The organism is Marinobacter maroccanus, from assembly GCF_002933275.1.
GTDB lineage: Bacteria > Pseudomonadota > Gammaproteobacteria > Pseudomonadales > Oleiphilaceae > Marinobacter > Marinobacter maroccanus.
In genome coordinates, this window is record NZ_PSSX01000007.1 from 61,520 (window position 1) to 83,278 (window position 21,759).

Consider the following 21,759-nt stretch of genomic DNA (forward strand, 5'->3'; position numbering starts at 1 on the left):
GGCCTGGCACCAAACCCGTTTGTTGTTAATGCTTCTCCTGATTATACATAGAAATCGAGGTCTTCCTGATGTTTCAGGAGGTCCCGCATGACGTAAGGGTCGTCACCGAAGAAATACACCAGACCCCAGTGGGTACCGAAAGCAGTCCGTTTGGTGACCGTTTCTTCCAGCGGCGGTGTCAGCTCGTGAGACTCGAAATACTCGTGGTTTTCGGTCTCCTCCGGGATCTCTAGCTTGCTGACAACCCGGCGACGCGGATAGACGCCGAAGCAACCGGCGTAACCCTTGGCATCCACCACTTCCGTCGGGAAGAAAGCCTTGATTTCCTCGTCCGTGGTTTTCGGGTCAAAGGCCAGAATCATGCCCTGGTAGGCGTTAAAGCCATAGGCACGCTCAAGCAGCTCGAACACCTTGAAGCCGGGCGGACGATAGGCCACCTCGCCAAAGTACATGGTGCGGTCGCTGGTCACGAAGTATTCCGGGTGAATAAACCCGAATTCGATATCAAAGGTCTTGATCAGCTTCTCGATTTCGCCCCGAATCTGATCACGGTACTTCTCAAGGTCGGGCGTCGCCGGGACAAACACGGAATAACCCAGAGTCACATACTCGGAAATATTCAGGAAGGCGATCTTGCCATTGTGGATCCAGGCTTCGACTGCAAACTCCCAGCCGTCCAGGTGCGATTCCATCAGTACCGGAAATTCTTCTTCCGGGATGGTATCGACTTCGTCAGGAGTACGTATAACCCGGTGCCCCAGGCACCCGGCCTTGTCAAACGCCTTGAGGTGGATCGGGTCATTGGGGTCGCCATCCAGCTTGAGCAACGTCTGGTTCACCCGCTTGAGGAACCGGATAACATCGCCCTTATCGTGGGCTTCCTCAAAAATACCCACGCGGATGCCACCGAGCTGGGCACGACGCTTCATCAGCGCCTTGTCACGCAACAACATCGCCTGACCAAACAGACGAGGCTTGTCCATCAACACCGAGTTGATGGCACCGGCCCACTCCACAGTCTCCTCAAACAACGGAATGGCAACATCAACGCCCATCTCCTTGAGGGTCTGGGAAATCTCCACAGAGCGGTCATTCAAGCGCTCGAAATTCCAGGGAACATAGGGAATGTCATGCTCTTCGCAGTAGGCTTCCGCCCAATCCGGTGCCACGACAACGTACCGACGATCGAACTTGTCGGCCGCTTCAACCGCATTCAGGCTCCAGCCCAACAGCGCGATATACCCTTTCTCAGGATTGTACTTTTGCTCACTCACAGACTCTCTCCTTTCATAAGGGTTGTCTTATAACCCTACGCATAAGCTGTAAAATCGCAAATCTTGCGAGCTTCTGAAACGCGAAAGGCACTGCGATTACTGGACTTTACCCCAGTAATCGCAGTGCCTTTCGGTTTCTTAGACCGTTTGGGAATATCAGCCCAATTGCAGGGTCGACAGGGTCCTCTCGCGAACCTTGGTCAGTAGTGCTTCGTCTTCGACAAGGGATTGGCCGTAGGATGGCACCAGCTCCTTCATGCGCTCCTGCCACTCCGGAGTCTTGATCTTCTCCGGGAAGCATCGCTCGATGACGTTGATCATGGCATTGGCTGCAGTGGAGGCTCCGGGAGAGGCGCCAAGCAGTGCCGCCAGAGTTCCGTCCTTGGCCGCCACGATTTCAGTGCCGAACTCGAGCTTGCCACCGCCGCCATCAACCTGCTTGATGATCTGCACACGCTGGCCGGCCATACGCAGCTGCCAGTCTTCTTCCATGGCGTCCGGGAAGAAGTTGCGCAGCGATGCCACCCGGTCACTGTGGGACTGGAACACTTCGCCGATCAGGTAGCGAGTCAGGTCCATGTTGCTCTTGCTCACCGAGAGCATCGGCTTGAGGTTGGTGGATTTCACCGAACCCAACAGGTCAAAGATGGAACCCTGCTTCAGGAAGCGCGTGGTGAAACCGGCGAAGGGACCAAACAGCAGGGCCGGCTCGCCGTTAATGATCCGGGTATCCAGGTGCGGAACCGACATGGGCGGCGCGCCGATCGGCGCCTTGCCGTACACCTTGGAATTGTGCTGCTGAACGATATCCGGCTTGCCACAAACCAGCCACTGACCGCTGACCGGGAAGCCACCGTAGCCGCGGGCTTCCTCGATCCCGGACTTTTGCAGCAGCGGCAGCGCACCACCGCCAGCCCCTAGGAACACGAAGCCCGCCTCCAGCTTGGTCAGCTCTCCGGTTTTCTGATTCTTGACGCGGACTTTCCAGCGGCCGTTGTCCCGCTGATCGATATAGTGAACCGGTGAGCTGAGCATCAGCTCAAAATTCGGCTGGGTTTCCAGCCAGCTCACCATGCTGCGGGTCAGGGAACCGAAATCCACATCCGAACCGTGCTTGATCCGGGTGGCGGCAACACGCTGCATCGGATCCCGGTTATTGACGATCAGGGGCATCCATTCTTCGAGATCCTTCGGGGACTCGGTGTATTCCATATCACGGAACAGATGGTGGGCGCTCAGGCGCTCGTACCGGCGTTTGAGAAAGGCCACATCTTTCTCACCCCAGACAAAGCTCTGGTGCGGCGTGCGGTTAATAAAGGTGGATGGCTCCGGCAGAATACCCTGCTCCACCAGGTAGGACCAGAGCTGCAGGGAAACCTCGAACTGGGCGTTGATCTGCAGGGCACGATCAATGGTCACATCGCCATCGTCGGTTTCGGGAGTGTAGTTAAGCTCACAGTACCCGGCGTGCCCGGTACCTGCGTTATTCCATCCGTCTGTGCTCTCATGGGCAACGTGGTCGAGACGCTCCACCATGACGATGTCCAGGGACGGATCAAGCTGCCTGAGCATCATGCCGAGAGTGGCGCTCATGACGCCACCGCCGACCAGCACTACGTCTGCCTGTCTAACGGCCATTGGTTTTCACCCTAGCTAGTGTTGAGCCTTTTTGCCCCCTCACGATCAGCAAGGAGGCCTGTCGAAAGCCGGTCGGGCGCGAGGTAAACGGCGCCGCCGTCTGCTTCCGGTCTGAATGTGCGCGCAATTATCCCGATTTTCGGCGGGATAATAAATTGCGATTGTCAATCGTTGCGTCTTTACCAGGCTTTTGCCGGTTTCAGTTGCCCATACGTGCACTTACGAACAGTGGTTTGCTGCGGGTCAAAGGTCTAAAATCCGCCCGCATGATCTGTCTGGCCGGCTTCGGCCTCTACTCTGACAAACCAGGACGGGATTTCCCCAATGTCTGCCCTTGATGCGTTTCTGATTATTCTCGCGGTTCTGGCGCTGTTGGGCGTCATATTTGAAGAGGTCATCCACATCAACAAGGCCAAGGTAACGCTGTTCTTTGGCACCATGAGCTGGATTTTGCTCTTTTTGTTCAGTGATAACGCTGATGAAACGTCTGCCATTTCCGCCGGCCTGTCCGAGAGCATTGCCGAAATCGCGGGATTGTGGCTGTTTCTCGTCGCAGCCATGACATTCGTCGCTTACCTGAACAAGAAGGGTATGATCGAAAACGTGATTTACCTGATCATGCCGAAACAGGTGAGCGAGCGGCGGCTACTGTTCCTGACCGGTCTTTTCTGCTTCATTTTCTCGTCTTTGGCAGACAATATCACCGCCACTTTAGTCTCATGCTCACTGATTCTGTCACTGGATCTGGAGCTGAAAAAGCGCATCCAGTTCGTTACGCTCGTTGTCTTTGCGGTCAATTCAGGAGGCGTTTCCCTGATCACCGGAGACGTCACCACCCTGATGATTTTCCTCGCGGACAAGGTGGAAATACTGACTCTGCTCACCCTGGCGATCCCGGCCTCGATTACGGTTTTCATCCTCGCCGTCTTCCTCTCACGGGGGCTGACAGGCACCGTGACACTTCGTTCCAACACCACCCCGGTGCGACGGGTGGATGCGATCATCAGCGGACTGTTTTTGTTAACAATCCTGAGCACCATTGCCGGCAACGCCCTGTTCGGAATTCCACCGGTTCTGACCTTTCTGTTCGGCCTGTCCATCATGTTCCTGGTGTCGCGATTCATGAGCGACGACTCTGATCTGGACCCGATTCTCGAATACATCCGTATCATCGAGTTTGAAACCCTGCTGTTCTTTCTGGGAATCCTGCTGCTCGTGGGCATGCTCAAGGAGATTCACGCACTGGATTCTCTGGTGGCCATCTACGACATCCTGCCTCCGCTCTACGCCAATTACCTGATGGGTATCTTCTCGGCTGTGGTCGATAACGTTCCGCTGACGGCAGCACTGCTGAAGGCTGGAATCGATATGAGCCCCGGCGAATGGATGGGGCTCACCTACGCGGTGGGCGTGGGCGGATCACTGCTGGTGATCGGTTCAGCCGCCGGCATCGTGGCAATGAGCAAGATCCCGGGGCTGACCTTTGCGGCCTATATGCGGTATCTTGCACACCTTCTAGCGGCCTACACCCTGGGCTATGCCGGGGTTTTCATGCTCGGACGTTTTATTAACTGAGGTCTATCTATGCTAATGGCATTTGGCGCAATCATCGCCGGCCTGGTACTGCTGGTCTGGAGTGCCGACAAGTTTGTGGAGGGCGCCGCGGCGACCGCCAAACATCTGGGCATGCCCACCCTTCTGATCGGCATGGTGATTATCGGTTTCGGCACCTCGGCACCGGAACTGGCCGTTTCTGCCATGGCTGCGGCCGACGGCAACCCCGGGCTCGCCCTGGGTAACGGCTATGGCTCCAACATTACCAACATTGCGCTTGTGGTCGGCCTGACAGCCGTCATCGCACCAATCGCAGTGCACTCCCAGATCATCCACAAAGAACTGCCCCTTCTGGTGGTGTTGACCCTGATTGCCGGGTCCCAACTGATCGATGGAGAGCTGTCTCGCCTTGACGGCTGGGTGCTACTTGCCGTGTTCGCGGCTGTCATGGGCTGGTCAATCTATCAGGGCCTGAAAGGCAAGACGGACCCCCTGGCCGGCGATGCCGATGCCGAGATCATCGCGCATCCCATGCCCCTCAAAACCGCTGTTATCTGGCTGGTGATAGGCCTGATTCTGCTGATTGTCAGCTCCCGCATGCTGGTGTGGGGGGCGGTCACCATTGCCCAGAGCCTCGGCGTCAGCGATCTGGTCATCGGCCTGACCATCGTTGCCATCGGCACCTCCCTGCCGGAGCTCGCCTCGGCCCTGGCGGCGGTTAAAAAGAACGAGCACGACCTGATTCTGGGTAACATTCTCGGGTCAGGCATCTTCAATACCCTGGCCGTGGTGGGCCTTGCGGCCGTTATTGAACCGCTGGCAGTGGATCCGGAAGTGCTCTATCGGGACTGGACACTGATGCTGGCGCTAACGGTGGGCCTGTTCCTGATGGGCTTTGGCCTTACCGGATGGCGCAAACTGGTGAGCCGGGTGGATGGCGGCATCCTGGTACTGGTGTACGTTGCCTATACCGGTTATCTGTTGTCCACGGTGGTAGCCGCCGGCGCCGCCTGACCTGCCGTATCTGGGTGAGGCCGGCGCTAACCGGCTTCACCATCCCCTAACAGCCCGGTCAGCCTTGAGCGTACCTCGGCCATCACCTCATCCAGGTCGGCTTTGGTCTTGCCCACCGTTTCCAGCGGCTCGCCAACCCGGACGTCCACCGGCTGTCCCAGGTTGATTTGCCAGGTCCGGGCCGGCAATACCCGATGAATGCCGCGCACGGCCACCGGCACAATTACCGCCTCGGTATCCAGCGCCAGGTGGAAACAGCCTTTCTTGAACGGCAACAGCTTGCCATCCGGTGACCGGGTCCCTTCGGGCGCGGCCCAGAGCACGATTCCGCTTTCCATCATCGCCCGGGCCTTGTCCAGGTCCCTGACCGCACGTTGCCGATTGGAACGGTCCACGGAGGGAAATTCCGCTGCTCGCATGGCCTGCCCCAGCAGCGGAATACTGAACAATTCTTTTTTCGCCAGCATGCGGATGGAGCCCGGCAACGAAACAAAGGTGACCGGGATGTCATAGTGGCTGGCATGGGTGCACATGATGATGTAGCGACGGCCATCGGTGAAATCCGGCACATGCCCGCGCACGGTCAGGTTGGCACGAACCAGCCGTAACAGCGACGCAGACCACTCACGACAATATTGATCAACAATGGGCCGGTTCAACCTTCCGAACAACGCCCTCAGCAAAACCAGCAGGGAAAAGAGTGCTGTCAGCCCGACACTGCCCAGAACCACACCCGCCCGCCGAAGAAGCGTCGCCGACTCCGTTAGCGGATTCATCTTCAATCGAATCATCACAGCTACCCTTTTCTGTTTCCCGGGTTAGTTCCCGGTCTTGCAGGGGATTTCAGTAGCGGCGAATTATAGCGATTGAAAAACCCATTGGATAACGCACAAAAGTATTGATTAATTTTTGATCATTACCTATAAGATATAAGGATATAACCATACTGAATTGAAAGAGCAGTCCCACCGTCCGACGACAACCCTAAAAAGGAGACGGATCATGAAACAGGAAACAGCTCTGATGCGAGGCCCGAATGACCCGGGCCTTCAGAACCCTTCCCGGCGCACCCTGCTGCTTGGCAGTGCTGGCGCCATGGCGGCGGTAAGCGTGCTGGGGTTTACCCCTCTTGCCAAGGCCGATGAACCGAAATCACTGCCGGATTACGCCGCCTGGAAAGAACGCAACGCCCTGATCGTTCACAGTACCAACACCATGGAAACCCAGCGGGGCGCCATCGGCAACGGTGTGATTACCGCGAGCGACCGGCTGTTTGTGCGCAATAACCTGCCCGCGCCACCCGCCTCGGTCACCGACAACCCGGATGTCTGGGAGGTGCGGATCGAAGGCGTGAAGAACCCCCGAACCCTGACTGTCGGAGACCTGAAACAGATGGGGGTCACCACCGTCGCCTCCGTGCTGCAGTGCTCCGGGAACGGACGCGCGTTCTTTCCTCACGGAGCCAGTGGTACCCAATGGTCAGTGGGCGCGGCCGGATGCGTGATGTGGACGGGCGTGCCGCTTGCCGACGTGGTGGAAGCGCTTGGCGGGCCGGTTGATGGCGCCAGGTATATCACCGCCACCGGTGGCGAGTCCCTGCCTGATGGTATCGACCCCAAGACCATCATCGTGGAACGTTCGGTTCCAACCAAAGCACTGAAAACCGCATTACTGGCCTGGGAAATGAACGATGAGCCGCTCACCCATACCCATGGTGGGCCCCTGCGCATGGTTGTCCCCGGCTATTACGGCGTTAATAACGTCAAATACGTCAAGAATCTCGCCTTCACCGAGAATCAGACTGACGCCAAGATCCAGGCCTCTGGCTATCGGGTTCGCGATGTTGGCGTCAAAGGCTCTCCAGACCAACCCTCCATGTGGGAAATGAACGTTAAATCCTGGGTGACCGCTCCCCTGGAAAGCGGTCCCAAAGGCCGTAACATGATCTACGGCGTGGCCTTCGGTGGCACCGTTGCGCTGGAAAAGGTCGACGTTTCAGTGGATGGCGGCAAAACCTGGAAGCAGGCTCGGTTCCTGGGACCGGACCTGGGCCCCAATGCCTGGAGGCCTTTCGTGCTGGCAGCAGATTTACCCGCGGGAGAGTACCGGATAGTCAGCCGGGCGACCGACATGCAGGGCAACACCCAGCCTGAAGGCCGGATCGAGAATGAACGCGGCTACGGCCACAATGGCTGGAGCGACCACGGAGTTACGGTTGCCATCAGTTGATCATTGGCGGAGCCGACCCGGGAACATGGCGGCTCCGACCTTTGCGGAAAGCAATGATATGAGAAAAACTGCAGTACTGGGCACCCTAGCCCTGATCGGACTGTCGCCCCTGACCATGGCCAGCGACCTCGACAAAGGAAAACAGGTATTCACTCAGGACGCACAACCCTCCTGCACCATATGCCATACGCTGGCGGACGCCGGTTCCGCTGGTGCCGTCGGCCCGGACCTGGATGAACTCAAGCCCACCAGGGAACAGGTAGTCAACGCCGTAACCAGCGGGGTTGGTATCATGCCGGCATTCAATGAGTCATTGTCTGAGGAACAGATTCAGGCGGTGGCACGCTATGTCGCCACTGTAACAGGCGGCAATAAATAGAATCGGGGGCCCTGCGGCCCCCTCTTTCAGCTCAGGCTTTTTCCTGAAACACCATGGCAACCGAATTCAGGCAGTAGCGCTGCCCGGTCGGCGGCGGGCCATCGGGAAAGACATGGCCGAGGTGGCTGTCGCAACGGGGACAGCGTATTTCGGTGCGGGTCATACCCAGGCTGGTGTCTTCGATATACCGGATATGTTCCGGATCAAAAGGCTGGAAGAAGCTGGGCCAGCCGGTCCCCGAATCAAACTTCGAGTCCGAGCTGAACAGGGGCAGATCGCAGAGCCGGCAGTAGTAAACACCGGCTTTCTTGTTATCCAGCAGGGTTCCGCAGAACGGATGCTCGGTGCCATGGTCGAGCAGCACACGCCGCTCCTCCGATGTCAGATCCGCAGCTTTCTCCTCAACCTGTGCTTCATTCAGTGGTGTCAGGTCATAACCTGCAGCGGACACTCCCATAGTCTGCCTCCTCAGGCGGTGCTGCCTGTATCGTTGTCTGTAAATTCCGGCTTCAGGCGATCAGGATAACTGTCTACGAGTTTTTCCATTTTCGGTGCAGCCACGGCCATGATGTATGGCTGATAGGGGTTCCGGGCGGCAAAGTTCTGGTGGTATTCCTCCGCCGGGTAAAACGCTTCCAGCGGTTCCAGCGTGGTCACGATCAGGTCCGGGTAAACCTCGGCCTGATTGAGCTGCTGGATGTAGGCCTCGGCCACCCGCCGCTGTTCCGCCGTCTCGTAAAATACGGCCGAGCGATACTGGGTGCCCCGGTCATTGCCCTGGCGATTCAACTGGGTGGGATCGTGAGCGACCGAGAAGAACACTTTGAGCAACTCGCCAAAACTTACCTTGGCCGGATCATAGTGGACATCCACCACTTCGGCGTGACCGGTGGTACCCGAGCACACGGCCTCGTAATTGGCGGAACTGGCGTGACCACCGGCGTAACCGGATTTGACGCTGATAACGCCATCAATTGCCAGGAAAACCGCCTCTACACACCAGAAGCAGCCGCCCGCCAATACAACCCGTTGTTCACCCCCGGCCGCGGGCAGATCCTGGTCGGGATCGGGGAAACGGCTGCGGGGAACGTTGAGACCCGGGATACTGCATGATGTCGTCATGGTGACCTCTGCGTTCAAGTTATCTGCGTGTAATGGCTCGATTGTGGCTGGAAACCCGCAGATTTGCCAACCCGCATGCCCGCTTGTTTGAGCGGGCTTATATGTACGCTGATCAGGACAGCAGGATCACCCCGCCCAGCGCACTCAGCGGCGCCAGGAGCCAGAACGGGACCCGCCATACGGCGAGGCACAGCCAAAGAATCAATACCAGCCCCAGATCCACTGGGCCATGGACCGCCGAGGTCCAGACCGGATCGTAGAGCGCCGCCAGTAGCAGCCCTACCACCCCCGCATTGACACCCGCCAGTGCCGACCGGGCCCGGCGATGTTCCCGAAGCCAGCTCCATAATGGAAGACCGGCGAATACCAGCAGGGTTCCTGGCAGGAATACGGCCAGTACGGCGATCACACCCCCGAGAGCACCGGCCTGGGAACCGCCCAGAAATCCTGAGAAAGAAAACAGCGGCCCCGGCATGGCCTGGGCAACGCCATACCCCGCCAGGAAGGTGTCCGCCGGCATGGCACCGGAGGCCACGAAGCCTTCCTGCAGCCAGGGCAGCACAACATGCCCGCCGCCAAACACCAGGGCACCGGCCCGGTACATTTCAGCAGCGATCCAGCCAGGGCTGCCTGTTGCCTGAGGCAGGAACGAAACCAGCAACAGGATCCCAAAGGCCACGGCAAAAAGCACAGGTTTCCGGGATTGCAGCGGCACACGCAGCGGTTCAGATGCCGCACTGTTTCCTAACTCCAGAAAGGAGCCGACAGCTCCGGCAATGGCCAGGGCCAGTATTTGCATCCAGGTTTCGCCCATCACCAGCAGGCTCACGGCAACCAGCAACGCCATAGCGATTCGGGGCCGGTCGGGGCAAAGGGTTCGCCCCATCTGCCAGACAGCCTGGGCCACCACCGCCACAACAAACAGCTTGAGGCCGTGTATCCAGCCGCCGCTGCCTGCCTCGGGCCAGGCGCTCAATCCCAGCGCAAAGCAGATCATGATCAGCGCTGACGGCAGGGTGAACCCCAGCCACGCCGCAAAGGCGCCAGTGTAATGGCCGCGCAGGAAGCCGATGGTAAGGCCCACCTGGCTGGAAGCCGGCCCGGGCAGCAACTGGCACAGGGCCACGACTTCCCCGTAGGCACTGTCTGAGAGCCACTGCCGACGCTTCACAAATTCATCGTGAAAAAAGCCGAGGTGCGCTGCCGGGCCACCAAAAGAAGTCAGCCCGAGCCGGAAGAACAAAAGGAAAATCTGCCAGGCGGACAGCTTCTCAACGCCTTCGTTTTCAGTCATAAGCACTCTGATTCTGTTCGTTGTCCGTCCGATCGACATTGTGTCATCAAACATGAACATTGTGTCGTTTTGGTTGCATACCTTCGAGCGGCAACCATAATGACAGACAGGGTTTGCCACTTTGCACATCGGCCATGCCCGGCTCGGCATACAAAGGAAGAAAAATGACGGCAAGGGCTCGCACACCGGAAAACCAGGATGAACTCCTGGAATACCGCCTGAGCCTGCGGCTCGGCCCTGTTCACGCCCGCCAGAGGCTTGGCATTGAACGGGAAGCTGAAGCGAAGGTATTCGGGCAGGATCATAGCTCCTTCCATCTGGAAAACTGGGCCACGGCGCCCGGCTTTATCCGTACCTGCCTACGTATGGTCGGCCTGTGGGGCCGCGGCCAGACCAACAGCCTACGTCTGAACACCGTGCATAATCGGTTCAACCTACCGGGCCTCCCGGAAGCCTTTGAGGGCTTTCGCATCCTGCACCTGACCGACCTGCACGTGGACATGGACGAGGCGAACCTGCAGGCGGTGCTGCGCCAGATCGAACCATTAGACTATGACCTGTGCGTGTTGACCGGCGATTACCGGAAACTGACCTGGGGCCCGATCGAAGGCGCCCTGGACGGTATGGCACGACTGCGGGATGGCATAAAAGGCAAACCGTATGCCGTGCTCGGCAACCACGACAGCGTTCGCATGGTGCCGGCACTGGAAGACCTGGGTTACCAGCTGTTGATGAACGAAATGGCGCCCATTGAGCGCGATGGTCAGGTCCTCTACCTGGCGGGCGTAGACGATGCCCACTTCTTCAAGGTCCACAATCTGCACCAGGCCGGAGACAAGATCCCTGCCGGTGGCACCAGCATCCTGCTCAGCCATACGCCGGAGATCTGGCGCGAGGCCGCCCATGCCGGCTATGACGTCTTTCTCTGCGGCCACACACACGGCGGGCAGATCTGCCTGCCCGGTGGCATACCAGTGACTCTGGACTCTGACTGCCCGCGAACCCTCGGACGAGGCTACTGGCGAATGAACGGCATGCAGGGCTACACCTCGCCCGGCTCGGGCACGTCCGTGGTCAACGTTCGGCTGAACTGCCCGCCGGAAGTGACCCTTCACACCCTGACCCGGGGGCCGGATTAATGAGGCTGCCGACGAATTCCAAGACGGTAGAGTAGCGGTGAGCCAAAAATGTTGGACAGGGTAAAAAGCACCACCACAACCAGCACCACCCATAGACTCACCGGCAGCCACCACATCGCCAGCAGCATGGGCAGCAATGCTTCCGGAATCTGATCCAGCCCGACGGCCCGGGCACTTGAAGCCATCCCCAGCCGACGCTTGATAAAACTACTCAGTATATCTCCCGCCAGCCCCAGCAGCCCGAAAAGAAGTCCGAAAACGAACCCCAGCCCGGTCACCAGGGCAAACAGGGCGCAGACCAGTGCGCCGGATACAACACCCCGCCAGGTTTTACTTTCACCGAATAAAGGACGGCCATCGGACCACAGTCGCCCGCCATCAACCGGCGCCGCCCAACGGTTCTTCAACAAGCCGGCGGCAACCACCGGCGTACCGTTGGCCAGCACCAGCATCACAAACAGCTCCAGGATGATCAGCAAGCGTTTGCGCCCCTCTGAAACGCCCGATCAGGCGATACCGCCCCGGGTGAGCTTGAGCGGATCCATCAGTTCCTCAAGTCGTTCGCGGCTGAGGCCGCTGCGCTCCTCCGCCACATCAATGACCGGACGCCCCGTTTTGTAGGCCTCCTTGGCGATGTCCGCCGCCAGGCTGTAGCCGATTTCCGGATTCAACGCTGTGACCAGCACCGGATTCCGACCCACGCCGGCGTTCAGGTTGTCGGCATTGACCGTGAAATCCTTGATCGCCTTGTCCGCCAGCATGATGGCCGCGTTGGCGAGCAAATCAGTCATATCCAGCAGGTTGCCGCCCACCAGGGGAAGCATCACGTTGAGCTGGAAATTGCCGGACTGGCCGGCGATGGCGACCGCGCTGTCCAGCCCCATTACCTGGGCACCGACCATGGCAACGGACTCCGGGATCACAGGATTGACCTTGCCGGGCATGATACTGCTTCCGGGCTGCAATGCCGGCAGGCTGATTTCAGCCAGGCCGTGAATCGGGCCGCTGTTCATCCAGCGCAGATCGTTGGCGATCTTGGTAAGAACAATGGCCACACCCCGCAGTTGAGCGGAGAGCGCAACTGGCGCATCGACCGCGCTCTGACCGGTAAACTTGTGCTCAAGAGACGTGAACGGATAGCCCGTATTGGCGCGCAGGAACTTGACGAACTGGCCGGAAAACTCCGGCAGCGCATTGATCCCGGTGCCCACGGCCGTTCCGCCCTGGGGCACCGCCAGCAGTTCATCAGCGGCGGCTTCCACCCGTTTATCAACGGCCAGTAGCTGCTCCCGCCAGGTTTTCAGTTCCTGGCCCAGCGTCACCGGCATGGCATCCATCAGATGAGTACGGCCGGTTTTTACCTGGCTCGAAAACGCAGCCTCCTGTTCGTACAGCACTCCACAGAGATGGGACAACGCCGGCAGCAGCTTTTCCTTGGCCGCAATCAGGGCGCTGACATGGATGGCTGTGGGGATCACGTCATTGGAGCTCTGGCTCATGTTCACGTGATCGTTCGGGTGCACCTCAAAGCCCGCGTTGCGGGCGATGCTGGCGATCACCTCGTTCACATTCATGTTGGTGCTGGTTCCGGAGCCGGTCTGGTAACGGTCCACCGGGAACTGATCCGCATAATTGCCCTTCACGATGTCCTCACAGGCCTGGGCAATCGCGTCCCGCAGATCGTTATCGAGCAGGCCCAGGCTGGTATTGGCTTCCGCAGCCGCTCGCTTGATCTGGGCGACCGCGGCAATAAACGCCTGGGGCATCGGCTGGCCACTGACCGGGAAATTCTCCACGGCGCGCTGGGTTTGCGCGCCCCAGAGCGCATCAGCAGGTACCTGGACGTCTCCGAGGCTGTCGGTTTCCGTTCTGAATTCGCTCATATTCCCTCCTGTCCGTCCATTTGCTCTGTGGGCTTTGTGGCGTGTACGCCCGAGGCCCGGCCATGGCTCAGCCGCCGCCCTGGGATCTGAGCCGAACATGGTCGCAGATGCCCGTAATCTGTTCAAAATTCAGGATCAGGGTATGAACCGTGTTGGTATAGGTATCGTGCAGGTGGAATTTGTAGCGGTGCTGTTTTTCACCCTGCAGAAAAGCGTCGTATTCGCGGACCAGTTCACGCACATCGCCCCCGGAATCCTTACTCCAGGTGGCATTGAAGGGGCCCAGTACAGCGCCACCCGCGAGGCAGATGGTGACTTCGTGATTCGTCAGACCGTTTTCAGGAACTGTCATGGTTATCTCCCTTTTGATAGACCTGTGATAAGTGTAGTCGTTCCTGAATTCGAAACAGTCCAGAGTGCCAAGGCGGTCACAGAACAACGCTCCCACCATCAGGAAGAACCCATTTGTAGGAAATTCCTACACCCATGTTCCTTTGCTATTGCTAATCTCTTGCCAACCCCATCAGCAGGAACCCTGGAAACCATGGCAACCAGCGGAGCGGCGGAGATCCTTCTCCGCTATGACAAAACCCAGGAACGGCAGCATTTCGAAACCCTGTTTGGCAACGATTTTGCCGTTCAGGCATTCGCCTCGGACCAGGCAGCCCTTGACCACCTTGCCTCGACCTCCACACCACCTGCCGCCATCGTACTGGTTCCGAACCGGCCTGAGCATCACCTTCAATCGTTGCTGCTGGCAAAAGCCCGGGACCAACATCCCGGGATTCTGAAGATACTCATAGGCGATGCCATTGCCCTGAACCTGCTGGTGACACTGCTGGACGATCAACTGATTGATCGCTGTTTTGAACACCCCGTCAATCTCGATGTTGTCCGGTCGCACGTGCTGGCAGCCGCGCTCACCCGTGAAGAACCATCACCCTTTCCGGAGATCGGGCAGGCCCTGGAGGGCTCCAAACCAGCGGTTCTGATTGTGGATGACGAACCAACCGCCACACGTTATCTGTCGAGGCAGCTGGAGCACATGCAGACCGAGTTCCGCGTGCTGAGTGCCGCCAGTGCCGAAGAGGCACTGCTAACCCTGCGAGATGACAGCAATGTTGCCGTCGTGATGACCGACCAGAGAATGCCCGGAATGCATGGCAAGGAGTTGCTGGACGAGCTCCGTCAGTCGCATCCGACCATTGTCCGCATTCTCACGTCGGCCTGGGGCGAAGTGGATGTAGCAATGGATGCGGTAAATGAAGGTCGGATCTTCCGGTACCAGAAAAAGCCCTGGCACGCAGGCGACCTGCAGATACTGTTCCGCAAGGCCCTTGCCCATCATCGCGCCCTGGTTGCAGCGCGGGACAGTTCCCGCTCGATGGCCGAGCAACAGTTCGCGGAACTTCGCCAGCAGCGACGTGCCCGCCTGCTCGAACACCTGTCAGAGAGGGTGGACGGCTATACCGGCGAACCGATAACCGCCGATTTTCTGGACGCCCTTGCAAGGATCCGCACCCTGCCCGCCCAACCGCCCCACCTGCGCGCGAGCCGGGAAACGGCACTGGAACATGAGCTGGTGCGGGACTTTGTCGGATTAGTTTGCCGACAACTGGACACTCTGGAGCCAGCCCCGATGCCCGCCATCCTGGACCGGCAAGCCTTCGAACAGGCTCTGGCGGACCCATGGGAGAACCCGGCAGCCACGAGCGAAACACAGACACCCCTGACGGCACTTTGCCAGTCGCTGGCAACGCTTCTGAACGCTTCGGGGCTGAAGCGCTCGGCTCTGGACATCACTCAGGCCGGGGGCCACCTCACCGTCGCCAACGCCAGTGCGCTCCACATCTACAGCCACCTGCTGGCGCCCATCACCCGACTCTCCCGACCGCTACTGGAGCAGCAGAGCGCCCTGCTGATGCTCTTCGTAAGCACCCGCCTGCTTGCTGGCGACATCGATGTGACCGGGGGCGACCAGAGCCTTCGGTTCAGCCTGCGGCTGCCGGCCGGGACAGACTGATGGTGGCAGGCCAGCGCAGGCTCAGGCTGTACGTCACCATGGGGCAGCGACTGCTCCGTGACAGTGTGCTGTTCCAGATCCTGCTGCACGAGGAGGTCGAACTGGTCGGGGAATCGGAGACCGGAGTCGATACCCTGAACCGTCTTCAGGCTGCAACACCCACGGTACTGCTGATTGAAGAAAATCTTCAGGACAACGACGGCTTGACCATCGCCGAGCATGCACTGACCGTGAATCCCTCGTTGTCGGTGCTGCTGATTTCGGACACGCCGGTCAGTAGCGGACGGATGGCGATCTATCTGGAAGCCGGCATCAAGGCCGTGGTGTCCAAAGACCAGCCGATACAGGAGTTGATCAAGACCCTGTTCTACATTCGAAACGGACAAGTCTATGTCGGTAACTGGCAAAAGGAACCAGCACCGGCAGGCATGCTCGCCTACCAGGGCCTGTCCGGACGGGAACGGGAAGTGGCACAGCTGATGGCCAGCCGGCTCCCGGTGCGGGACATTGCCGGCAGACTTGGCGTGTCCTGCAAAACGGTGCATTCCTACAAGGACCGGATTTTCGTCAAGCTGGGCTTTGAGCGCCTGCCCGAGCTGATACTCTTCATGCAACGACACCAACACGGAGCCGCCGAGTGAAACTGCTTTCCGGCATGGATCAGATCCGCCAGCTGCCCGCCTACCGCCAGCGGCGGTTCGAACGCTTCTACCACACCCAGTATCGGTACCGCGTGCTGCCTCTGTTCGCCGATGTTTACCTGGCGATTGCCTTCATCGGTACCCTGCTGTTTCTGGGCGGTCTGGCGCTGAACCCTGATGCACCGGACGTATTCGGCATCTACCTGATTTACACCGCGATCCTGAGCGGCCTGATCGTCGCCCACCGGTTCACCCGCCTGCGCCGGGCCGCACCGATGATTGTCTACCTGGTGTTTTTCAACATGGCAGCGTTCAGCTACCTGGGGTACATGACCACAGGCGCCTCCCTTGCCCCCATCGTGGGGCTGTTCTTTTTCATCAGCTCCGTGGGCATCATTACCCTGTCCCTGTTACACACCAGTTTGATTATCCTGATCAACCTGACGCTGCTGGTGCTGGCCACATTCGTGGCGGTCGACAGCCATCAGGTGACCGAAACCCTGATCGGCATTCTGACCAACTGGCTGATCCTCATGTGCCTGGTGGTCGCGCCGCTGTCGGCCTGGTTCCTGTCACAGTTCCTGCGCAACCTGCTGGCACTTCAATTCCTGCTGCGCGACCGAAACCGCCAGCTGTCCCGTACTCTGGAAACCCTGAAACTAACGGAAGAAAGACTGGCCCAGGAACAGAAACAGCAAGCCCTGAGCCATATGGCCAAGGGACTGTTGCACGAAATCATGAACCCGCTGAACTGTGCCAGCCAGGCGGTGGAGTTTGCCGGTTCGGTAAACCGGGATCCCGAGTTGACAGATGCCCTGGCCGACGCCAGTACGCACCAGCAACGCATTGCCGATATCGTCTCTGACCTGATCGAGTTCTCCCGTCCGGTACCGGAACATCATCTGGAAACGGCAGACCTTGGCAAACTGGTGAACACCGCCACCCGTTTCTGCCAGCATCAGCTCAGGGGCGTGGAACTTCAGATTGATATTCCGGAAGGAACCACCCTTCCCTGCTACCCCTCCGCGCTGACCCAGGTGTTCGTCAACCTGCTGCTCAATGGCGTCTCTGCCGTCAGCAAAAACCAGGGGCCCGGCAAAATCGAGATAACCGCCGAAAACACTGAAGATGCCCATCGGATCCTGATCCGGGACAACGGCCAGGGCATCGCGCCGGACGATATCAAGCGCCTCACTGATCCGTTCTATTCCACCAGCGATACGCCGGACAACCTGGGGCTGGGCCTGAGCATCTGCCAGACCATCATGCGACATCACAAGGGCAACATGTCGATTACCAGCGAGCCCGGCCAGTGGACACAGGTCACCCTCACGCTACCTAGAACCGCAGCATCGCACGCAGGGTAAAGGCGTCTCCGTCGGGGTTGGCCATCAGGGTGTTACCGCGAATATCCGGCATCAGGTAATTCAGACGCAGCTGGAACAGCTCGCCCAGATACCAGGCAAGACCCAGCAGCGTCACACTCGCCTCGGCGCCCAGGTTCCTGTCTCTCAGGTCCACAGCGCTGTGCCGGGCGACCAGTTCCAGGGCGCCCGCCCGGTGCCGGGGCTCTATCCGGTCAAACTCACCCCGGCTGTAATAGCGCTGGTCGTCTGTCAGGAACACACCGGCCTGAAGGTAAGCGCCACCGAACCGCCAGCGTGACCCGTCGGTCCGCCGCACGTTCTGAGCCATGGCTTCCGCCACGAGGGTCAGGCGATTATAAAGCCAGGCGGCTTCAAGGCCTGCCAGCCAGGCATCACGGGCTTCGAATCGTGGGCTGCGGATGACATTGTCGGCGCTGAACACTTCCCCTTCATCCTTGATCTGGAAACGGCTGTCGCCGAGGTCACGATAAGAGGCAGCAGCACCCAAGTGCAGGGTCTGGCTCTCTGAACGGATGGGGGCACGGGTCAGTCTCGCGGTTATGGCGTGAGTGGAGCCGCCATCAGGCTCATCGGTAAACAGGCCCAGTGACCAGGTGCCGCGTTTGCGGTATTGCCCTGCCATCACTCCGGTGGAACGACCCGGTGCGAACGCCGAGGTTACCAGCGAACGCTCGCTGGTGTTCAGGCTGGTGTAGCTGGCGAGGCGCTCCAGGCCGAAAGGCTCCTTGAAGCGCCCAATCTGGGCCTCGAAACGGCTCCTACCGTCATAGAGAAGATAAGCATCGCCCAGATCCAGCTCTTTCTTGTCGCCTTCGATCTTGTAGCTTGCGTCCAGCTCTGCCTCCCAGCGTTCTCCCCAGGCCAGTTCCAGTTCAAGCTTCGCATTTCGCAATACGCCCCGGGTTGTGCTGCGCTCGCCATCTTCGTCATAAAACGCGCCGTAATGGTCGACACCGGCGGCAACATAACCCCTCAGTTCAGCTTCCAGCGGTGACGCCAGAACGAGCAGTGGCTGCAGCGTAAACGCCAGTGTCAGACCGATAACCAGCAATGCCCATCTCAGCTCAGCGAACATGATCGGCCTCCTGGCGAAAATGCATGCGCAGCATGGCGGTGTCCCTCAGATAACTGACAGACACCACGTCCACCCGGAACACATCCAGACCGGTGCGCTCACGAAGGTCCGCAATGAGCAGCTCCCGGCGGTCCCGGTGGACGTTCTCGATCTTTTCGTACTCCACCTCCCTCTCGCTGTGCCGTGGCAAAAGCACACGGGTTTCCAGCACCAGCGCCAGAACAATCACCAGCATATTCAGGAACACCAGTTCCAGATGGTGCATGGTGCCAACCGCCGCCAGCAGTGCCATGGCAATGACCAGAAACAGGTAGGTCATTTCCTTTATGCCCAGGGCCTCGGTTCGGTACCGGAGCATCGAGAAAACGGCGAACAGCCCGAAGGCAAAGCCCATGGTGACGGTGACCGAATGCAGCAATGCGGTCACGAGGAAAACGCCGACGCCGAACAAAATGAACGAGGCGGCATTCTCCCGGTGACGGGAAAAGGCGTAGTAGCAACGAATCAGCACAAACACCGACGCGGTATTGATCAAAAGCCGGATCACAAAATGGAAATCAACTGCAGATTCCATGGAGTCTCCTTAACAGCGGTTTAAAGCGATTGGTTTTGCATTCGTGGCCGAACAGCAAACTGGTGCCGATGCAGTATTTGCTGAACTGCACGGGCCGGCAGCCAAGCTGACCAAGACGTTCAAGCAGGGGGGAATGTGGAATCTTGCGATCGTACTTGACCTCAAAAACGACAACATCGGGCAGGCACAAACCGTTTCGACGGTCGGGTGAGTGAAAACCCAGCCCCGTATCCACCGTAATGCGCTCTGTCCCCACTGGGCTCATGAGGGTCATCCGGCGGTAGCCGACAAAAAGAGCCGGCAGCATCCCTGCCACCGGTCGGCCTAACTGCTCCTCAAGAAAAGGGATCAACCGGTTGTTCGCAACCGTCTGCGACGTCAGCGGCAACCGGTTCTTGATGGTTCTCTCCCGATTGCTCTTCTTCTTGACCTCCAGGTAGCTGCCCCCGGTTTCGCGGTAGTGCCGGACGCGGAGCTTGAAGCGGTTCAACTTGCCGTTGTGGTGATCCAGATAAAGCTGGCGACCCGGTGTATCAAAATACAGAGTGTCGTAGGTGAACCGCCGGTTCCCGTCGATCTCCAGAATGGAGTAGTGGTGCTCCAATCCGCGTAGGCAGGCATCCAGCAGGTGGGCCGGCACCAGAAACTTGGTGTCGACCCGGTTCATCAGACGGGCCTGCATCTGCTCGTCCAGGCAATGCCCGCGGAATGCCTCCGGCGGGCTGGCAACGGCCATGTTCATTGGATGGCCGAATCGTATTCCAGGGTGGCATCGAGGGTCAGTTCCACGTCACCTTCACTGGCGCCGGTGCCTGCTCGGCTGATGGTAATACTGCCCTGGGCACCCAGGGCCAGGGTGCGTACATCCCCGGGCTGGCTCTCGTCCACTGCAAACAGCAGAGCGTTGGAGGCGAAGCCGTGGAACTGGTGTGTACCGGGCACGTAATCGGATGCCTCAATAAACAGTTGCAGTACATAGGGGGTGAAGTTGTCATTGGTGTCCGCACCAATCAGCAGCAGGCTGATCACCGCCGGCTTCGATTCGCGATCGACCGAGTAAACCAGGCTGTCCACCTCAAAAGCGGCAAAGGTAAGGCTCGCGTTCACCGCCCGACCTCCGGGAAGCGTAAAGCGGAAGGCTCCAGTGTCGGCTCCGTCCTCGGACTTGATGGAGCCGGTCAGGCTGGTTGTCGCCGGGGCACTGCAGTCAGGCTCCGTATCAGCAAGCCGGTAAACGTTCCCGGAGGGCGTTTCTTCGGCAATGGCCTGTTCAATGACGGTCCTGCGTGCAGGCCGGAAATCGTCATCGCCGGCCTCGCCGCGACCACCGATGAAAGCTTTCAGGCTGGCAGTCGCCTCGGCACTGGTTCCGGTGAGGTCACTGATCCGCTCCACTTCCGCCAACAACGCGGCTTCGTCCCATTGGGTGGCCAGCAGGTTCTCAAGCTCGGCCACATAACGCGCCCGGTATTCGGGAATGTTGAACAGCCGGTCCGCCAGCGAGAAGTTGCGATAAAGCACGCCTGTCAGCGGCTTGAGAGGATGTGCCCCGCGGAACGCGGTATCGGGGCCCCAGGGAATGAAATGAAACAGGCCGTCCCCGGGGTTCCGGTAGATGTGGAAGTTGTTGGCATTACCAGAGGCAGAATCCCAGGCGCCCAATAGCGTTTCCACCGCCCAGAATCGGATAAATTCACCCACATCCACCAGCTGCGGCAACACGTTCACCATCTGTTCATCGGGCAACGCCAGCGCATCGGTAACCGCTTGCAGGTCGGTCCGGTCGTTTGCTTTTTCGTTGGTCTTCTTCTCGAAACGCCGGCTCAGCCAGGTGCCGAAATCCGCCGTCTGGGCCTCATATTGATTACCATCATCATCCCCGAACGCCCGCGCCAGGAACGGCTTCTTGATCGGCTCGACATTGGTAAACACACCCAGATCCTGGCCATTGACCGACACCCTGGCGTAATTGCATTTCGGCGCCGCGATTCCGGCCTGCCGGAACTGGTCGTAGGCCAGACACTGTCGGGCATTGGATGGGTCCTGGCGATTATTGTTCAGGGTCATCCGGGTCATATTCTGGTACGTGCGACCGGGCCACAGATCGTCAAAGTCCAGCTTGAGAGAGGGAATACTGGGGCTCAGGGAACCCATGTAGCCTTTCTTGCGCACGACCACCCGGTCCATGCGGGCACCGTCGATGGTGACACTGGCGGTGAACTCCGTGTATTCGAACTCGGGCACACATTCCCGATCAGTGCTGGCCAGGGTTCGGGCTTCGGATTGCAGTTGGCTGAACTCGGCAGGATTCATGGTGACCGACACATCAATCAGCCGCTCGGGATCATAGAGCTCGGCATCACCACCGATATTCACGGGCTCCGCCGGGGGCTCGAAATCAGAAGGGTCTGAAACCTCGGCGTCACCGCCCCCGCCACCACAACCGGCCAAGAGCACAGCGCCAATCATTGCCAGCCACCAACGGCCGAATCCACTGCCGGTTTTCCGGCCAATCGTTGTTGTTTTCATCTG

21 protein-coding genes are annotated in these 21,759 nt (G+C 59.1%); 8 read left to right on the forward strand and 13 right to left on the reverse strand.

The genetic code is table 11. The annotated features are described in order from the left end of the window. Positions 1-41 precede the first annotated feature (41 nt). Positions 42-1,274, reverse strand: coding sequence for an ATP-grasp domain-containing protein (locus tag KEHDKFFH_RS09995; RefSeq protein WP_104321787.1), 1,233 nt, complete (start codon positions 1,272-1,274; stop codon positions 42-44). A gap of 156 nt (positions 1,275-1,430) precedes the next feature. After that, positions 1,431-2,912, reverse strand: a complete 1,482-nt coding sequence (mqo, locus tag KEHDKFFH_RS10000) for a malate dehydrogenase (quinone) (RefSeq protein ID WP_104321788.1) — start codon at positions 2,910-2,912, stop codon at positions 1,431-1,433. 324 nt (positions 2,913-3,236) lie between these two features. Between mqo and nhaD the strand changes: the two genes are divergently transcribed. Both nhaD and KEHDKFFH_RS10010 read left to right on the forward strand, forming a co-directional pair. Beyond that, entirely contained in the window at positions 3,237-4,487 is a 1,251-nt protein-coding gene (gene nhaD, locus KEHDKFFH_RS10005) for a sodium:proton antiporter NhaD (RefSeq protein WP_104321789.1), read from the forward strand. Positions 4,488-4,496: 9 nt separating this feature from the next. Next, positions 4,497-5,480: a calcium/sodium antiporter gene (locus KEHDKFFH_RS10010; protein ID WP_192875771.1), complete on the forward strand. Its 984-nt coding sequence runs from the start codon at positions 4,497-4,499 to the stop codon at positions 5,478-5,480. A 26-nt stretch (positions 5,481-5,506) separates the two neighbouring features. Here KEHDKFFH_RS10010 and KEHDKFFH_RS10015 read toward each other — a convergent pair whose 3' ends face one another. After that, positions 5,507-6,271 carry a lysophospholipid acyltransferase family protein gene (locus KEHDKFFH_RS10015; protein WP_104321790.1) on the reverse strand — a complete coding sequence of 255 codons (765 nt, stop codon included), beginning with the start codon at positions 6,269-6,271 and terminating at the stop codon, positions 5,507-5,509. Between the two features lie 211 nt (positions 6,272-6,482). Between KEHDKFFH_RS10015 and sorT the strand changes: the two genes are divergently transcribed. Beyond that, positions 6,483-7,709, forward strand: coding sequence for a SorT family sulfite dehydrogenase catalytic subunit (gene sorT, locus KEHDKFFH_RS10020; protein ID WP_104321791.1), 1,227 nt, complete (start codon positions 6,483-6,485; stop codon positions 7,707-7,709). A 58-nt stretch (positions 7,710-7,767) separates the two neighbouring features. Further along, positions 7,768-8,088, forward strand: a complete 321-nt coding sequence (gene sorU, locus KEHDKFFH_RS10025; RefSeq protein ID WP_104321874.1) for a SorU family sulfite dehydrogenase c-type cytochrome subunit — start codon at positions 7,768-7,770, stop codon at positions 8,086-8,088. Between the two features lie 31 nt (positions 8,089-8,119). Here sorU and msrB read toward each other — a convergent pair whose 3' ends face one another. From msrB to chrA, 3 genes are all read right to left on the reverse strand, one after another. Beyond that, positions 8,120-8,545, reverse strand: coding sequence for a peptide-methionine (R)-S-oxide reductase MsrB (gene msrB / locus KEHDKFFH_RS10030; protein WP_104321792.1), 426 nt, complete (start codon positions 8,543-8,545; stop codon positions 8,120-8,122). A gap of 11 nt (positions 8,546-8,556) precedes the next feature. Continuing rightward, a complete protein-coding gene (gene msrA / locus KEHDKFFH_RS10035; protein ID WP_104321793.1) occupies positions 8,557-9,210 on the reverse strand; it encodes a peptide-methionine (S)-S-oxide reductase MsrA in 654 nt (217 codons plus the stop codon). Between the two features lie 112 nt (positions 9,211-9,322). Then, a complete protein-coding gene (gene chrA, locus KEHDKFFH_RS10040; protein WP_104321794.1) occupies positions 9,323-10,504 on the reverse strand; it encodes a chromate efflux transporter in 1,182 nt (393 codons plus the stop codon). A gap of 164 nt (positions 10,505-10,668) precedes the next feature. On the opposite strand from chrA, the gene KEHDKFFH_RS10045 reads away from it, so the two are divergent. Further along, positions 10,669-11,643 (forward strand): metallophosphoesterase, encoded by a 975-nt coding sequence (locus KEHDKFFH_RS10045; protein WP_104321795.1) that lies wholly within the window; start codon positions 10,669-10,671, stop codon positions 11,641-11,643. Here the strand turns inward: KEHDKFFH_RS10045 and KEHDKFFH_RS10050 are convergent. From KEHDKFFH_RS10050 to KEHDKFFH_RS10060, 3 genes are all read right to left on the reverse strand, one after another. Beyond that, entirely contained in the window at positions 11,640-12,122 is a 483-nt protein-coding gene (locus KEHDKFFH_RS10050; protein WP_104321796.1) for a CDP-archaeol synthase, read from the reverse strand. The two genes, KEHDKFFH_RS10045 and KEHDKFFH_RS10050, sit on opposite strands and share 4 nt — an antisense overlap. Positions 12,123-12,149: 27 nt before the next feature. Continuing rightward, positions 12,150-13,526 carry a class II fumarate hydratase gene (locus KEHDKFFH_RS10055; protein ID WP_104321797.1) on the reverse strand — a complete coding sequence of 459 codons (1,377 nt, stop codon included), beginning with the start codon at positions 13,524-13,526 and terminating at the stop codon, positions 12,150-12,152. A 67-nt stretch (positions 13,527-13,593) separates the two neighbouring features. Beyond that, on the reverse strand, positions 13,594-13,878 hold the full coding sequence (locus KEHDKFFH_RS10060; protein WP_104321798.1) for a hypothetical protein: 285 nt from the start codon (positions 13,876-13,878) through the stop codon (positions 13,594-13,596). Between the two features lie 192 nt (positions 13,879-14,070). Between KEHDKFFH_RS10060 and KEHDKFFH_RS10065 the strand changes: the two genes are divergently transcribed. Genes KEHDKFFH_RS10065 through KEHDKFFH_RS10075 form a run of 3 tightly spaced genes read left to right on the forward strand, consistent with a single transcriptional unit; the run spans position 14,071 to position 17,557 of the window. Beyond that, the gene (locus KEHDKFFH_RS10065) at positions 14,071-15,549 is read left to right on the forward strand and encodes a response regulator (protein ID WP_104321799.1); all 1,479 of its coding nucleotides are present in this window, start codon (positions 14,071-14,073) and stop codon (positions 15,547-15,549) included. Beyond that, positions 15,549-16,190, forward strand: a complete 642-nt coding sequence (locus tag KEHDKFFH_RS10070) for a helix-turn-helix transcriptional regulator (protein ID WP_241956476.1) — start codon at positions 15,549-15,551, stop codon at positions 16,188-16,190. Before KEHDKFFH_RS10065 ends, KEHDKFFH_RS10070 begins: the two co-directional genes overlap by 1 nt. After that, entirely contained in the window at positions 16,187-17,557 is a 1,371-nt protein-coding gene (locus KEHDKFFH_RS10075; RefSeq protein WP_104321800.1) for a sensor histidine kinase, read from the forward strand. Before KEHDKFFH_RS10070 ends, KEHDKFFH_RS10075 begins: the two co-directional genes overlap by 4 nt. Here the strand turns inward: KEHDKFFH_RS10075 and KEHDKFFH_RS10080 are convergent. The 4 genes from KEHDKFFH_RS10080 to KEHDKFFH_RS10095 are packed head-to-tail and all read right to left on the reverse strand — an operon-like array spanning position 17,529 to position 21,756. Next, positions 17,529-18,653, reverse strand: a complete 1,125-nt coding sequence (locus tag KEHDKFFH_RS10080) for an OprO/OprP family phosphate-selective porin (RefSeq protein WP_104321801.1) — start codon at positions 18,651-18,653, stop codon at positions 17,529-17,531. The two genes, KEHDKFFH_RS10075 and KEHDKFFH_RS10080, sit on opposite strands and share 29 nt — an antisense overlap. Continuing rightward, on the reverse strand, positions 18,643-19,227 hold the full coding sequence (locus KEHDKFFH_RS10085; protein ID WP_104321802.1) for a DUF4956 domain-containing protein: 585 nt from the start codon (positions 19,225-19,227) through the stop codon (positions 18,643-18,645). The genes KEHDKFFH_RS10080 and KEHDKFFH_RS10085 overlap by 11 nt, the downstream gene beginning before the upstream one ends. Further along, complete coding sequence (locus KEHDKFFH_RS10090) at positions 19,211-19,969, reverse strand: polyphosphate polymerase domain-containing protein (RefSeq protein WP_104321803.1); 759 nt, start codon at positions 19,967-19,969, stop codon at positions 19,211-19,213. Before KEHDKFFH_RS10090 ends, KEHDKFFH_RS10085 begins: the two co-directional genes overlap by 17 nt. Then, entirely contained in the window at positions 19,966-21,756 is a 1,791-nt protein-coding gene (locus KEHDKFFH_RS10095) for a CotH kinase family protein (protein ID WP_104321804.1), read from the reverse strand. The genes KEHDKFFH_RS10090 and KEHDKFFH_RS10095 overlap by 4 nt, the downstream gene beginning before the upstream one ends. Positions 21,757-21,759 lie beyond the last annotated feature (3 nt).